The sequence below is a fragment of the Spirulina sp. 06S082 genome, from assembly GCF_034932145.1.
Lineage (GTDB): Bacteria > Cyanobacteriota > Cyanobacteriia > Cyanobacteriales > Spirulinaceae > CCY15215.
The window spans coordinates 1-13,318 of record NZ_JAYGHV010000043.1; the positions used below are offsets into that span (position 1 = coordinate 1).

The 13,318-nt window shown below is 44.6% G+C and carries 12 protein-coding genes, 1 tRNA gene and 2 pseudogenes; 9 read left to right on the forward strand and 6 right to left on the reverse strand.

Features of this window, described 5'->3' with window-relative positions:
* Nucleotides 1-126: 126 nt before the first annotated feature.
* The 7 genes and pseudogenes from VB714_RS05270 to VB714_RS05300 all read left to right on the forward strand — a co-directional run.
* Nucleotides 127-1,995 (forward strand): annotated as a pseudogene (locus tag VB714_RS05270) (plasma-membrane proton-efflux P-type ATPase); the annotation flags it as partial.
* A complete protein-coding gene (locus VB714_RS05275; RefSeq protein WP_323221890.1) occupies nt 1,995-2,732 on the forward strand; it encodes a cytochrome c in 738 nt (245 codons plus the stop codon). The pseudogene VB714_RS05270 and the gene VB714_RS05275, both read left to right, overlap by 1 nt.
* A gap of 68 nt (nt 2,733-2,800) precedes the next feature.
* The gene (locus VB714_RS05280) at nt 2,801-3,172 is read left to right on the forward strand and encodes an STAS/SEC14 domain-containing protein (RefSeq protein WP_323221893.1); all 372 of its coding nucleotides are present in this window, start codon (nt 2,801-2,803) and stop codon (nt 3,170-3,172) included.
* Nucleotides 3,173-3,240: 68 nt separating this feature from the next.
* Nucleotides 3,241-3,495 carry a zinc ribbon domain-containing protein gene (locus VB714_RS05285; protein WP_323221895.1) on the forward strand — a complete coding sequence of 85 codons (255 nt, stop codon included), beginning with the start codon at nt 3,241-3,243 and terminating at the stop codon, nt 3,493-3,495.
* Between the two features lie 285 nt (nt 3,496-3,780).
* Nucleotides 3,781-4,911, forward strand: a complete 1,131-nt coding sequence (locus VB714_RS05290) for a KamA family radical SAM protein (RefSeq protein WP_323221897.1) — start codon at nt 3,781-3,783, stop codon at nt 4,909-4,911.
* Between the two features lie 34 nt (nt 4,912-4,945).
* A complete protein-coding gene (locus VB714_RS05295; protein WP_416309611.1) occupies nt 4,946-5,992 on the forward strand; it encodes an inosamine-phosphate amidinotransferase 1 in 1,047 nt (348 codons plus the stop codon).
* 62 nt (nt 5,993-6,054) lie between these two features.
* Nucleotides 6,055-7,044, forward strand: coding sequence for a hypothetical protein (locus VB714_RS05300; RefSeq protein ID WP_323221901.1), 990 nt, complete (start codon nt 6,055-6,057; stop codon nt 7,042-7,044).
* 37 nt (nt 7,045-7,081) lie between these two features.
* Here the strand turns inward: VB714_RS05300 and gntT are convergent, their stop codons facing one another.
* Nucleotides 7,082-8,443: a guanitoxin biosynthesis MATE family efflux transporter GntT gene (gntT, locus tag VB714_RS05305; protein ID WP_416309612.1), complete on the reverse strand. Its 1,362-nt coding sequence runs from the start codon at nt 8,441-8,443 to the stop codon at nt 7,082-7,084.
* 36 nt (nt 8,444-8,479) lie between these two features.
* A complete protein-coding gene (locus VB714_RS05310) occupies nt 8,480-9,733 on the reverse strand; it encodes a transposase (protein ID WP_323221905.1) in 1,254 nt (417 codons plus the stop codon).
* A gap of 80 nt (nt 9,734-9,813) precedes the next feature.
* On the opposite strand from VB714_RS05310, the gene VB714_RS05315 reads away from it, so the two are divergent.
* The gene (locus tag VB714_RS05315; RefSeq protein WP_323221907.1) at nt 9,814-9,960 is read left to right on the forward strand and encodes a hypothetical protein; all 147 of its coding nucleotides are present in this window, start codon (nt 9,814-9,816) and stop codon (nt 9,958-9,960) included.
* 161 nt (nt 9,961-10,121) lie between these two features.
* Here VB714_RS05315 and VB714_RS05320 read toward each other — a convergent pair whose 3' ends face one another.
* The 4 genes from VB714_RS05320 to VB714_RS05335 all read right to left on the reverse strand — a co-directional run bounded on the left by VB714_RS05320 (nt 10,122) and on the right by VB714_RS05335 (nt 12,839).
* Nucleotides 10,122-10,463: a BrnT family toxin gene (locus VB714_RS05320; protein ID WP_323221909.1), complete on the reverse strand. Its 342-nt coding sequence runs from the start codon at nt 10,461-10,463 to the stop codon at nt 10,122-10,124.
* 487 nt (nt 10,464-10,950) lie between these two features.
* Nucleotides 10,951-11,877 (reverse strand): restriction endonuclease, encoded by a 927-nt coding sequence (locus tag VB714_RS05325; RefSeq protein WP_323221911.1) that lies wholly within the window; start codon nt 11,875-11,877, stop codon nt 10,951-10,953.
* A gap of 324 nt (nt 11,878-12,201) precedes the next feature.
* A complete protein-coding gene (locus VB714_RS05330; protein ID WP_323221913.1) occupies nt 12,202-12,567 on the reverse strand; it encodes a hypothetical protein in 366 nt (121 codons plus the stop codon).
* A 199-nt stretch (nt 12,568-12,766) separates the two neighbouring features.
* Nucleotides 12,767-12,839, reverse strand: a tRNA-Ala gene (locus tag VB714_RS05335).
* A gap of 112 nt (nt 12,840-12,951) precedes the next feature.
* Between VB714_RS05335 and VB714_RS05340 the strand changes: the two are divergent.
* A pseudogene (locus tag VB714_RS05340) lies at nt 12,952-13,318 on the forward strand (hypothetical protein); the annotation flags it as partial.

Here is a 13,318-nt window from a genome sequence, read left to right on the forward strand (position 1 = left end):
TTGTCACCTATCTGGCTGAACGCGCCAAGCTCTTTGGTCTGATTAAAGCCGAGAGAAAACGACATCGAGAAAAAGATGCTATCTCTCGGCAAATTTGGGAACCTGTTCCCTTAAGTTGACACCAATGATACCTACTTCGGCAAGACAGCGCAACTGGTACAAACGGCGCACACTTCTAGCCACTTTCAAAAGGCGGTTTTGAAGATTGGTAATTACCTGATCCTCCTAGCCTTGGCGCTGGTGACGTTGATTGTGACTATTGCGATTTACCGAGGAGATCCGATCCTGACCACCTTGCAGTTCGCCCTAGTGCTGACCGTGGCTGCGATTCCGGTGGCAATGCCGACGGTGCTATCGGTGACGATGGCAGTGGGTGCGCGACTACTCGCCAAGAAACAGGCGATCGTGAGCAAGCTGGTGGCGATCGAGGAATTGGCAGGCGTGGATATGCTATGCGCGGACAAGACTGGCACGCTGACCCAAAACAAGCTGAAACTGGGCATTCCGTTTTGCGTGAACAATATTTCCGCCGAGCAAGTGATTCTCTATGGCGCATTGGCCTCGCGTAGTGGCAATAACGACGCGATCGATCTCGCTGTCATCGGTGGACTAAAAAACAAAGACGCATTGCAGGGTTATCAGATTGAACATTTCCAGCCCTTCGATCCGGTGCATAAACGCACGGTCGCGATCGTGAAGGACAAGGACGGCAAAGAATTCAAGGTGACGAAGGGAGCAACCCAGGTGATTTTGGCTCTGGCTGATAATGCTGGGGAGGTGAAGTCTGTTGCTGAAAAGGCGGTCAACGACTTCGCTGTACGCGGCTTTCGGTCCTTGGGCGTGGCGCGAGCCGAGGGTGACGGCAAATGGCAGTTTTTGGGTGTATTGCCATTGTTTGATCCGCCCAGGGACGATGCCAAGTCAACCATTGCCACCGCAGGCAAGATGGGCGTTCAGATCAAGATGGTGACGGGGGATGCCCAGGCGATCGCCCATGAAACGGCTACAAAACTGGGGATGGGTGCAAACATTCTCGATGCGAGTAGCCTGGGGGATGTCAAACAGCAGGAAACGGCTGAGTCTGCGGAGGCGATCGAGAAAGCGGACGGTTTCGCCCAGGTGTTCCCTGAACATAAGTTCCACATTGTGGATGTCCTGCAAAAGCACGGACACATTGTCGGCATGACGGGGGATGGTGTGAATGATGCCCCTGCGTTAAAGCAATCCGACTGCGGTATTGCCGTTGCAGACGCGACGGACGCAGCGCAGGCGGCGGCAGATATCGTACTGCTCACACCTGGACTATCAACGATCATCGACGCGATTAAGGAGAGCCGCCGCATTTTCCAACGCATGAACAGCTATGCGATCTACCGCATTGCTGAGACACTGCGGGTGCTGTTTTTCATGACGCTGGCGATTCTGGTCTTCAATTTTTATCCCTTGACGGCAGTGATGATCGTGATGCTGGCGTTGCTCAACGACGGCGCGATTCTGTCTATTGCCTATGACAACGTGCAGTATAAAAATCAGCCGGAGTCTTGGGATATGCGGACGGTGCTGGGGGTTTCTACCGTGCTGGGTTTAGTTGGGGTTGTCTCCGCGTTTGGTCTGTTTTATCTGGGTGAGCGCGTCTTCCATCTCGATCGCGACCACATCCAGACCTTGATGTATTTGAAACTGTCTGTAGCTGGACATCTGACGATTTTTCTGACGCGGACACGCGGTCCATTCTGGTCGATTCCTCCCGCCAAGATTCTCTGGATCGCCGTACTCGGCACACAAATTTTAGCAACGCTGATCGCCGTCTATGGTCTTTTTATGACACCACTCGGCTGGGGTTTGGCACTGTTCGTTTGGGGCTATGCCTTGGCATGGTTTGTGGTGAATGACCGTGTGAAACTGCTCGCTTATTGGCTTGTGAGCGTGTCTCGATCGCCCCGTAAGAATTCTCTCAAGCCTAAGCAGCGATCGCTATCAACAGAGAACGAATAATGAACCGGAAAATCAAAATAATCACTATTACTATTAATGGAGAACGAATAATGAACCGGAAAATCAAAATAATCACAAATTGCTTCTTGGCCGTTGCTGTAATGCTGCTACTCGTAACCTGTGGCTCCCAACCGCAATCGGTAGTCCCCAATGGAACTACCCAGAGAGCGGGGAACTTGTCTACCCAGACAGAGGGGAACTTGCCTACGCAGACAGCAGCACCCAATAGAACCGCTCAGACAGCAAGGAGCTATAGTTCCAACGGTGAACGCATCTATTTCTCCTCCACGAGCGATCGCGGCACAAACATTACCTATACTGACGGTCCCACCTCCAACGGCATGATGGGTAATGACTCACAGGGCGGCATGATGGGTAATGACTCACAGGGCGGCATGATGGGTAATGACTCACAGAATGGAGTGCCGGGTAATGACTCACAGAATGGAGTGCCGGGCAATGGCTCACAGGGCGGCATGATGGGTCTAAGCTGTGCGGTTTGTCATAGCTCTGATGGTAGGGGTGGTGTTCATACAACGGCAGGAATGCAGACAATGAACGCTCCAGATATTCGTTGGTCAACCCTCAAGGATGAATTCGACGCTGAAAAATTTCGTTTGGCTGTTACGCAAGGTCAAGATCCTGATGGCAAAAAAATGTTGAACAGGGATATGCCACGCTGGAAAATTGGCAATGAAGATCTAGCCGACTTGATTGGTTTTCTCAAGACGTTATAAAAGCGGAGCTTGCGCCTCTCGCATATCGGAATACACAATTTTTAGATATTTAATTTAGGAGTTCTCAAATGTTTAAAATTCTGACAGATTTACCCGATCGCGTCCTTGCTGTTTCCGCAGTGGGCAAGATCACCGCCGATGATTATGAAAAGGTGCTAATGCCGATGGTGGAAGAAAAACTCACCAAATATGGCAAAGTGCGTATTCTCTATCAGATTGGCAATGAATTCAATACCTTTTCGATGATGGCACTTTGGGATGATGCCAAATTTGGGTTAGCGCATTGGAAAGATTGGGAAAAAATTGCAGTGGTCTCTAATATAGGTTGGTTGCGCGGCACGATCTGGACTTTTAAATGGCTGATGCCGAGCAAGTTTAAATTGTTTCAGAATGCGAAACTAGAACAAGCCAAGCAATGGATATGTGGCGATCGCCTATAGCTAGGGTTTGCTGAATAAGTTAAGAAAAATCGCGATCGCGTAGCCAGCCGCCGGCATCTACTACTGCTTTGAAGTTCTGTCCTTTATGTTGGACTCCTGGGACTACACCTGACCCGATGTGGACTAATCCTCGGGCTCAATTTTGTTGTTTGTGCGGTACTCAACTAATTAGTCGCTGTCCAAATTGTTCTGAGCCGATATCTTCCATGAAGTTCCGCTTCTGCCCTTTTTGTGGTTGGTCTTATAAAGCTAAAAACAAGGCTGGGCAAGGCTTTGACTGGTTATCTTGCACTTTTTTACACCTATCTCGGCTCAATGCCTAGCAAATCTGGCTCAAAAGTGGTAGCATTTATAGAACCCATTTAACATCTTTTCTTAAAAAATAAGGCGGATAAACAAGCCGTCTCAGATAACTCAATAGCCACAAGACGAGCAATCATGTGGCGAGCGTGGCAAAAAAGCTGAAATCCATCTGGCATAAAGCTTACAGTAACAGCAATAGATATCAAATTGGTTCTATAGAAATATAGAAATATAGAAATATAGGGAGATCGCTGCAAGAAATAAAAATTACAAACATGAAACAAAACAAAGTCCTTGCGAAACCTATGATAAATAGCTTTAGGCGTGAGGAAATTTGCCAGATATTTGGGGAAACTTACGACCCCGATCGCTGGAATAATTGGCACTGGCAAATGCGACATCGGTTGAGTAAGCTGGAACACTTTCAAGGTTTGCTAAAGCTTACTTCCGCCGAACAACGAGGACTTTCGATCGCCCCAGAAAAGTTTGCTGTAGCTGTGACACCGCACTTTGCATCGCTGCTTGACCCGGAAGATCCCCTTTGCCCGCTGCGGTTGCAGGTGGTTCCAAAAGAGGAAGAACTTACAATCGATCCCGCAGATATGGTAGACCCATGCGGCGAAGACCACGATAGCCCAGTACCCGGACTGGTACACCGCTACCCCGATCGGGTGTTACTACTTGCCCTAGACACTTGCGCCGCCTACTGTCGTTATTGCACGCGATCGCGTTTAGTCAGCCAAGGCGAAATGTACCCAGTGACGCGGCGGTTAGATGCCATTATCGCCTACCTAGAGGAACACACCGAAGTGCAAGATGTGCTAATTTCTGGTGGCGATCCTCTGTTGATGTCTGATGAGCCTTTAGACAACTTACTGAAGCGCTTACGTGCCATTCCTCACATTGAATTTGTGCGTATCGGTTCCCGCGTACCGAGTTTCTTACCCCAACGAATTACACCTGAACTCGTTGCCGTGCTTCGCAAGCATCGCGTGTGGCTGTCTTTACACTTCTGTCACCTGCGGGAACTTACCCCGGAAGTGGCACAAGCTTGCGATTTGCTGGCTGATGGTGGCATTCCTTTAGGCAGTCAGACGGTTTTACTCAAGGGTGTTAACGACTCCGAACAGGTACTCAAGGATCTGTTTCACGGTTTGCTCAAACTGCGCGTGCGACCTTACTATCTTTACCAATGCGATCCAGTTGTTGGTACTGCCCATTTGCGGACAAGTGTACAAACAGGTATCGATCTAATATCTAAACTGCGCGGTCATACCACTGGGTACGCCGTACCAACCTATGTAATTGATGCTCCTGGTGGTGGTGGCAAAGTGCCAATTCAAGCTGACACCATAATTGCTTACGAGAACGGCAAAACTACTTTGCGTAATTGGGAAGGCAAGACTTACACTTATTTAGATCCAGCATCTACGTAAGTCCTAAAAAAGAAATTCACTGTACTATAAAAAAATGAGCAAAGTCAGCGTGTTTAACGAGTGGGATTCCCTCGAAGAAATTATTGTGGGACGTGCAACGAATGCACGCATTGCCTGCCCCGACCCAGGGCTATTTGCTGTTGAATACCTAGAAGAATATGCCAGCATTCAGGATATTCCCTCCGGCCCCTATGACAATCAAGTAATTGAAGAAACTGAAGAAGACTTAGAGGAACTTGTACAAACACTTCAAAATCTTGGTGTGACCGTCCGGCGACCTGATATCGCCGATCATTCTATCAAGTTTGCCACTCCTGATTGGGAATCAGATGGTCAATCAAACTATTGTCCGAGAGACCTTTTGGTGACAGTGGGGACTTGGATTATTGAAGTTCCGATGGCACTCCGTTGCCGTTTTTTTGAATCGCGATCGTACAAAACTATCCTCATAGATTATTTGCAAAGTGGGGCTAAATGGATTTCTGCTCCCAAACCGAGGCTAAGTGATGAAATTTACAATGTTCTCGATGCAAGTGCTTTGGCAATCAAAGACTATGAGCCGATATTTGATGCCGCTAACATATTGCGTTTAGGGCGAGATATTTTCTACCTGATCTCAGGCACAGGCAATCAATGCGGAGCGTTATGGCTTCAAACTATTTTGGGTGAAGATTATAGAATACATACTTATGACAATATTTACTCTGGAACTCATGTAGACACCACAATTGTACCCATTCATCCTGGTTTGGTTGTGGTTAACGCCGAACGAGTCAGCCAACACAATCTACCAGGGTTATTTAAAGAGTGGGATGTCATCTATCTAGAGGATATTGTTGATATTGGCTGTCATACAAGCACCTGTCTCGCCACGAAGTGGATTGGGATGAACCTCCTGATGGTGAATCCGAATCTCGCAATTGTTGACAAAGCTCAAACTCCGCTAATTAGAGAACTTGAGAAGCGTGGTGTTGATGTTATACCATTGCAACTAAGACACGCGAGGACATTAGGAGGAGGGTTTCACTGTGTGACGCTGGACGTGCGGCGAACAGGTTCGCTGGAAGACTATTATGTTTAGCACAAGAACTTATACGATCGTCGCTATTCTTGGGAAAATTTAAAAGGAGAAAATTGGACAGTATGGGGCTTTTTATTGGTTTGTGTTATGACATCAAGGAAGAGTATCTTAAAAGCGGTTTTAGCGTCACCGATGTCATGGATTTCGAGAATGAAGAAACCATTATTGGGCTAGAAAATACGCTCTGCGGTTTGGGTCACAAAGTTGAACGTATCGGCAATGGTAGAGAACTTGCTCTCAGGTTAGCTTCAGGCGATCGCTGGGATTTGATTTTCAACATCGCAGAAGGATTGAAAGGTCGTTCTCGCGAAGCACAAGTCCCAGCAGTCTGTGAATTATTCGCACAACCCTATACCTTTTCCGACCCACTGACTTGCGCCCTTACCCTTGATAAGGCGATGACTAAGCGCGTAGTTCGGGACTTCGGTTTGCCTACAGCACCCTTTGAAGTGGTGAGTACATCCCAACAAGCGATCGCAATATCCCTTCCCATGCCTTTATTCCTAAAACCGATCGCGGAAGGAAGTTCTAAAGGGATAACAGGAAAATCCCTAGTTAAAGAACGCCAAGATTTAGTTTCAGTATATCAAGCGCTACAGGAAGAATTCCAGCAACCCGTTCTAGTAGAAACCTTTCTTCCCGGTAGGGAAATCGCGGTGGGTATTGTCGGTAACGGTAATCAAGCTAGAGTAATCGGCGTGATGGAAATAATTTTTACCGAAAAAGCAGAAACCGCCGCCTACACAGCTCTGAATAAAGATGAATATCTCGATCGAGTATCTTATAGATTACTGACAGACCCCGAACCTTTAGCCGCACAAGCAAGACAATTAGCTTTGGATGTTTACCACAGTCTGGGTTGTCTGGATGCCTCTCGAATTGAGTTGCGCTGCGACGCGAGTGGTGAATTGCAGTTTTTGGAAGTGAATCCTTTATCGGGATTGCACCCGATTCGAGCGGATCTGATTATTATGGCGCGTTTAGCTGGAATGGAATATGCACAACTAATTGGTGAAATTGTTGAATCAGCATGGCAAAGATATAAAGGATAAAGCGATGGCAAATATGAATATTGAAGAAAATACTTGGTTAGAATAACGCTTTTACAGAGACACCACCATCCTCAACATCACTAGCAAATGTCTTAGGCAACTGTACCCCAAGCATCACCATTCTGATAGCTTCAAACAAAAGCAAAGACAGCCACAAAATATGGTTACTCTCAAACTTAATGGCAGCTAAATCCGCAGGTAAAAATCCTACTACAAGAGCAAATAAGCTAACATTGCGGAGAGTATTCCCTTGAGCCAAACCCAAGAAATACCCATCCAGCATAAAGTTGATTGAACTGAATACGAGAACGAGTAGCAACCAGGGAACAAAAATATCAATGTTTTTAGTGACTTCGGTGTGATTGGTCAACCACCCAAAAACAGTATTGGGAAATAGCCAACAAGCTCCGCCGAAAGCAAGTCCTACCAGCAAAGCAGTTCCTAAAGAAAATCGAGCAAGAGGTACTAACTGTTGTGAAAATCCTTTCCCTTTAAAGTTTCCCACTAGAGTTTCCGTACCGAATCCCAATCCTTCAACAAAATAGATACTGAAATTGCATATCTGTAAAAGCAAAGCATTTTGAGCGTAGATAATCGTCCCCATCTGTGCTCCCTGATAGTTAAAAGTTAAGGAGGTAAAGATAAAAATTAAATTGCTGATAAAAATGTTTCCATTAAGGGTCAAAGTAGCTCGTATCGCTGAGGGACACCAAATTTTTCCAGCTAGGGCTCGTACCTCTTGCCAGTGGATTTCTTTGCACAAAAAAATCAATCCCACTAATAGGCATAGATATTGGCTGATAGCATAGGAAACTCCAGCCCCCGTACTTTCCCAACCCCACCGGATAATCAAGAGGTAGTCGAGCGCAATTTTGGCAGCATTACCAACGACAGACACCACCACAACTAAGCCATTTTTTTCTTGTCCTAAAAACCAACCAATTAAGACAAAATTGAGCAAAATGGCGGGTGCTCCCCAAATTTGGGTGTTGAAATAGGCTAGACCTGAAGCTTTAACTTCTGGTGCGACATCTAGGAAGGCAAACCCCAGTTCTCCTAAAGGGTACTGCAATAGTGCGATCGCGATACCAAGTACCAGAGCAATTAAACCATTACGCAGTCCCACTAATAGCACACCCTCTCGGTCATTTCGTCCTACAGCTTGAGCCGTTACCCCAGTGGTTCCCATCCGTAAAAACAGAAAAATCTCGTACAAAAAGTTAAGCAGATTTCCAGCTAGGGCAACTCCTGCTAAGTGTTCGATTCCTTCCAGATGACCCAAGAAGATGACGCTGACTAAATTTGCCAGTGGCACCATAATATTTGATAGGACGTTGGCTAGAGCGAGTCGGAAGTAGCGAGGTACGAAGTCATACTGGCTATTGAGCATCAGGTTCATAGTTGACATACTCTCACCGCTAAACGCTTGAGCGTTCTAGCGGGAGATTCTTGAACTCGCATTCAAGATTTCCTGCTTCACAGATTTTTGACTAGGCAAAGCCCCCGCCAGATCATCTCCACAAGCATTTTCTGAGACGCTATGCCCTAGCGCATTTTCGATTCCTCTATCTCTGATAACTTCTGCTGCTGCGATATCCCGATGGGTTTTGTATCCACACCCCTGGCAATGATGTTCTCGTTCGGAAAGCAATTTTTTTCCGGTGTGAAAATCACATTTTGGACAAATTTGCGAGGTGTAATTCTTGTCAACTTCCGCGACAAAAACATCCCGTTTCCACGCTACCCATTTGAGAATGGTAATAAATTGACCAAAAGCAGCATCTAGGCAATGTTTAGATAACATTCCTTTTGCCCATGACTTAAAGTTAATATCTTCAAAAAATATTGACTGTGCTTGGTCGCAAAGGTAATGTGCCAGTTTAAATTGCCAATCTTTACGAGTATCAGATATCTTTTGATGTAATCTCGCTATTTTCTGGTTTAATTTGTGTCGATTATTAGACCCTCTTTTTTTGTTTCTTAATCTACGTTGCAGCGATTTCAGCTTGCTGTGTAGTTGGTTCAAAAAGTGAGGTCTTTCGACCAGTTCTCCGTCAGAAGTTGCCAGGAATTTGTCCAGTCCCAAGTCTATCCCAATGGCATGACCGTGAAATGGAACATCTGGAATATTAACATCTAACTGCAAAGACAGTAGAATAAAATATCCTGATGCTTTTTTGATGATTCTCGCTTGTTTAATCGCGAAACCATCGGGAATATCTCTCGATTTCCTAAATTTAATCCATCCCAATTGAGGCAGTTTAATCTGGTTTTCCTGCATACAGTCTTTCAGCATTTGAGGATACACAAAAGAACGCATCCTATACTGATTTTTAAAACGAGGAAAACCGAGTTTTTTTGATTTCATATCTGTAAATGCTTTGTCCAATCTTTTGAGCATCTGTTGCAAGACTTGAGCATTCACAGATTTTAACCACGGGTTTGTTTTCTTAGCCTCTGTTAATTGTTTGGCTTGGATGTTGTAATTTGGAAAAGGTTTATCCACCGGAATTATATATTCCTTGTCCAGAGAACAAGCATTAACAGAACACTTCCGAGAGTTAATCCAGTCTTTTCGCTCTCTTAGGGCGTAATTCCAGACAGAACGACAGACTCTCAAGGTATTTTCAATCACCTCGATTTGCTTTTCGTTCGGGATTAATTTATACTCGTGAGTTAGTGTTAACATCTTGACCTCCTGAGACAAACTTTAGCAATCTTTACGGAGAATGTCAATCTATTTGGACTTCCTTTGGTCGGTTTTATTTGTTGGCAAAAATTCATCTCACCGCTAACCCTTCGGGTCTAGCGGGAGTCCTCTTTTTGCATTTTGTAGAAGAGCGTGCCTTTTGGGATGACTATATGGCTGTCTATGAGGATATGTTCAATCATACGAGTACAAAATATGCTCCTTAGAATTGGTTAATTTTAACCTCAAGATTCACGATCATGTGATTTCGCCATCTAACGGTCTAGTTGAGCCGCCGCAGACAAACTTTGACTTTTAAAGATCACTTTTGCTTAAGTCGGCTCCAACGCAGTGTTATGCTGCGTTTCTATTGAGTCGAGACTAATAGTTATGAGCTTTTTGATGCAGTTAAAGATTGCTCCGTGGGCTGAGATGGGGCTTGTTTAATCAGTCTCATCAATAACCGCAAGGCTTCATTAACGGCTCCAGAGTCTGGAAAAATAGTTGCAACATCAGGATCTAGTTGAACGGTTATAGTGGATCGTTTACGTCCTTGCCCACGAGCTACAACAGTGAGTTGAGTAAAATCATATTCGGGGCGTAAATCATCATCCATTTCAAAGGTCTGACTCATAAGCTTTACGTTAAACACAGAAGTGGCTTCATCGAAAGTAACACCGTGCTTGGCAAAGTTGATTCTGGCTTTCTCTTCGTCCCAATCAAACAACATAGCTCCAACTTGCTTGCAACGACTGCTCTTTCAGATTATACAAGCATATATGCCGTCCAACAAGCATTTGAAGGAGCGGTATCTTGCTGCGGTGCAAGTGATCGGTCAAGCTTAATCAATAGGCGATCGCCATTCCTGTGAGTCGTGATTTTTAGGCGATCGCTTACTCCAAGATATTTATGAGCATGGTGCATTCTCATAAATATCGATCGGCTGAGTAGAAGAAGTTGCACTAGGGAACGCACCCTACAAGATCGGCGATCGCTCTCAATTATAAGTAATTTTAGGAACTGAATGATAGTATAAAGATTGCCTAACATTGATATTTGCCGATATGCCTCTAAGTTGGATACACTCAGTTAAAGGAACTGAATCTCAAATATCCTAAGATTAGTAAAGAGCAACATCAGGCGCTTCTGAATGCGAAGACAATTCTGGAGAGCCAGAAATAAGGATCAGAATTGGTTGATAATGCTGGAACGATTTGTTATGTTCTCTTGTTTATCAGCCACTCTACGAGGCCTGCATTAACGACAAGTGCTGAAATTCGCTTTAACCCCCAAAGATGAATATTAGGGTGGTGCGACTCTATGTCTGACAAATCCGAATGGCAAGTGTGATAGACAAAGTACATTTCATCAAACTGTTCATATTCGTTAAATGTGCTAATGCAAGCTTCAACCTCATCACGAGTTGTTGTTGATTTGATCTGTACGAACACCCGTTTTTGCGTTGCTGGCGAGTACACGTCAAGGTCAAGGTCTTTCTCTGTTTTTCCTAAGACGGAAAATCGTTGCCAGCCGGCTTTTGAAAATACTAAGTCAATCAACAACTCAAAATCGTGCCACCATAGCCCTTTGATTAAGTCCTCAACGTCAGATTTTAATTTCTCAAGGGATGATTTTGCGTTTTCGACCTCTTCTATAGCTATACCATTTATTTTTCTTATGAGGTAATCCTGCAACTCTATGGAACAAATTGTCCCTCGAAACCCTTGAACCTTTGTTACGCGCCCATCGATATTTTCAATTCTCAACGGTTGTCCATTTATGTCCGTTGCTAACCAGTTGCCAATGACATTCCTAATGCGGCTTTTGTCATCAAGTTCTACGACTTCTCTAGCGGCACGACACCAATAAAGTTTTTTCTTGTAAAACGTAATCCATACATCTTGTTCGTCAAGTTCATAAAAATCACGGATTTGGTTGATATCCCTTGTTGCAGCACCTTCGTGACCATTCCGAAACTCTAGCCAGAATTTTCTGACATTATCCCAATTGCCAGCCAAAGAATCTTGATGATGGGGGCTATGATAACCAAGCCGGATTGTACCTTCTTTGATGCAAGACTGCTCCCATTCGCCGCCCTCACCGAGTTTAATAAATCGAATCTTATTTGGGGCGATAGGGTTCAATTTTGCCTCTAGGTTTGCTTCAATACCGATATTGTAGAGACGTTATAACTTTTTTTGCTAATTGTCAAGTTACTGCGATCACTTTCTCTGATGAAGTGCGATCGCGTTTTGGGAGGTGAAGGGGAAAGTGGCGATCGCCATTAATGTGAGTCGTGATTATTAGGAGATCGCCTCAACAATCCATCTCCTAAAGCCGATCGCCATTCCTGTGAATCGTGATTATTAGGCGATCTTATTAATAAATATCCCCAAAATCAGATAATTACAAATTCATCATGATTAAAAGAAAAAAGGCGCGTTGAGCAACACACCCTACCCCATTTCTTATAATTCTTCCGTGTTACGTTCCCAAACTGCTCCCCAAACACCATCATTACAGTCAGCATTTCCCCAATTGAATACCATCCGCAACGGTAAAGATTGATGATTTTCATCAATAATGTCAAAGTCAACCCATTCGCAGTCTAACTCGCTTAAATGCTCTAAAAAGTCTGCTGGATCATCATAATCATCTCGATCTGAGTGCCATTCTGGTGTATTAGGAATGTCTGGGTATTCTATCATCGTACAGGTTCCCAACAATGAAACCAGACGAACGGGAATCAATACGTCATTATTGTTCAATTTTCCTTGAGCTTTCAATGCTTTCTTGAATGCGTCTTTGAGAAGTTCTATTATTTCCTCGTTCACCTGATATTTTTGAGGTGATAAGTTAATGTTTCTCCTCGGTTATCTGTTTGCTCTCTTTTTCTGTACATCTGTTCGTAAAAATGCGGGGTTTTTCCCCATTTTACCCCCTTTTCTCTCGTTTTATTCCATCTTTTTCCTTCGCTAGCCCTTATATAGCAACCTTTTTACTTTTTATCAGCAAACCCTAGTTATGAGCTTATGGAGGTAAGCGGACTCGAACCGCTGACATCCTGCTTGCAAAGCAGGCGCTCTACCAACTGAGCTATACCCCCTTGTTGTCTGCTATTTATAAGCACTTTTGCTATTATACACAATATTCGGTATTTGTGCCGAAAAAAACAAGAAAAATTTTATCTTGCGATCGCCATTTCCCTGCAAACCGCTATGACTCTGATTATTGCTACTTTTTACAAGTTCGTTCCCCTGCCAGATTATCGGGAAAAACAACGCGAAATTCTTGCCTTTTGTCAACAACAGGAAATTAAGGGAACAATTTTACTGGCAACGGAAGGTATTAACGGCACGATCGCGGGACCTCGCGAGGCGATCGCGGAAATCTTGGCATTTTTGCAAAGCGATCGCCGTTTTGCAAATCTAGAATATAAGGAATCTCAAACGGAAACACCGCCTTTTGAACGGCTGAAAGTGCGCTTAAAATCAGAGATTGTTACTTTTGGTGTTCCCGATGCCGATCCAGGCGATCGCGTTGGTACTTATATTCCTCCGCAACGGTGGAATGAACTAATTAACG

Excerpts from the sequence above, each read along its gene's own strand:
- gntT (WP_416309612.1), bottom strand. The coding sequence starts at position 8,443 with ATGAACCTGATGCTCAATAGCCAGTATGACTTCGTACCTCGCTACTTC.
- VB714_RS05310 (WP_323221905.1), bottom strand. The coding sequence starts at position 9,733 with ATGTTAACACTAACTCACGAGTATAAATTAATCCCGAACGAAAAGCAA.
- VB714_RS05300 (WP_323221901.1), top strand. The coding sequence starts at position 6,055 with ATGGGGCTTTTTATTGGTTTGTGTTATGACATCAAGGAAGAGTATCTT.
- VB714_RS05290 (WP_323221897.1), top strand. The coding sequence starts at position 3,781 with ATGATAAATAGCTTTAGGCGTGAGGAAATTTGCCAGATATTTGGGGAA.
- VB714_RS05280 (WP_323221893.1), top strand. The coding sequence starts at position 2,801 with ATGTTTAAAATTCTGACAGATTTACCCGATCGCGTCCTTGCTGTTTCC.
- VB714_RS05320 (WP_323221909.1), bottom strand. The coding sequence starts at position 10,463 with ATGTTGTTTGATTGGGACGAAGAGAAAGCCAGAATCAACTTTGCCAAG.
- VB714_RS05275 (WP_323221890.1), top strand. The coding sequence starts at position 1,995 with ATGAACCGGAAAATCAAAATAATCACTATTACTATTAATGGAGAACGA.
- VB714_RS05295 (WP_416309611.1), top strand. The coding sequence starts at position 4,946 with ATGAGCAAAGTCAGCGTGTTTAACGAGTGGGATTCCCTCGAAGAAATT.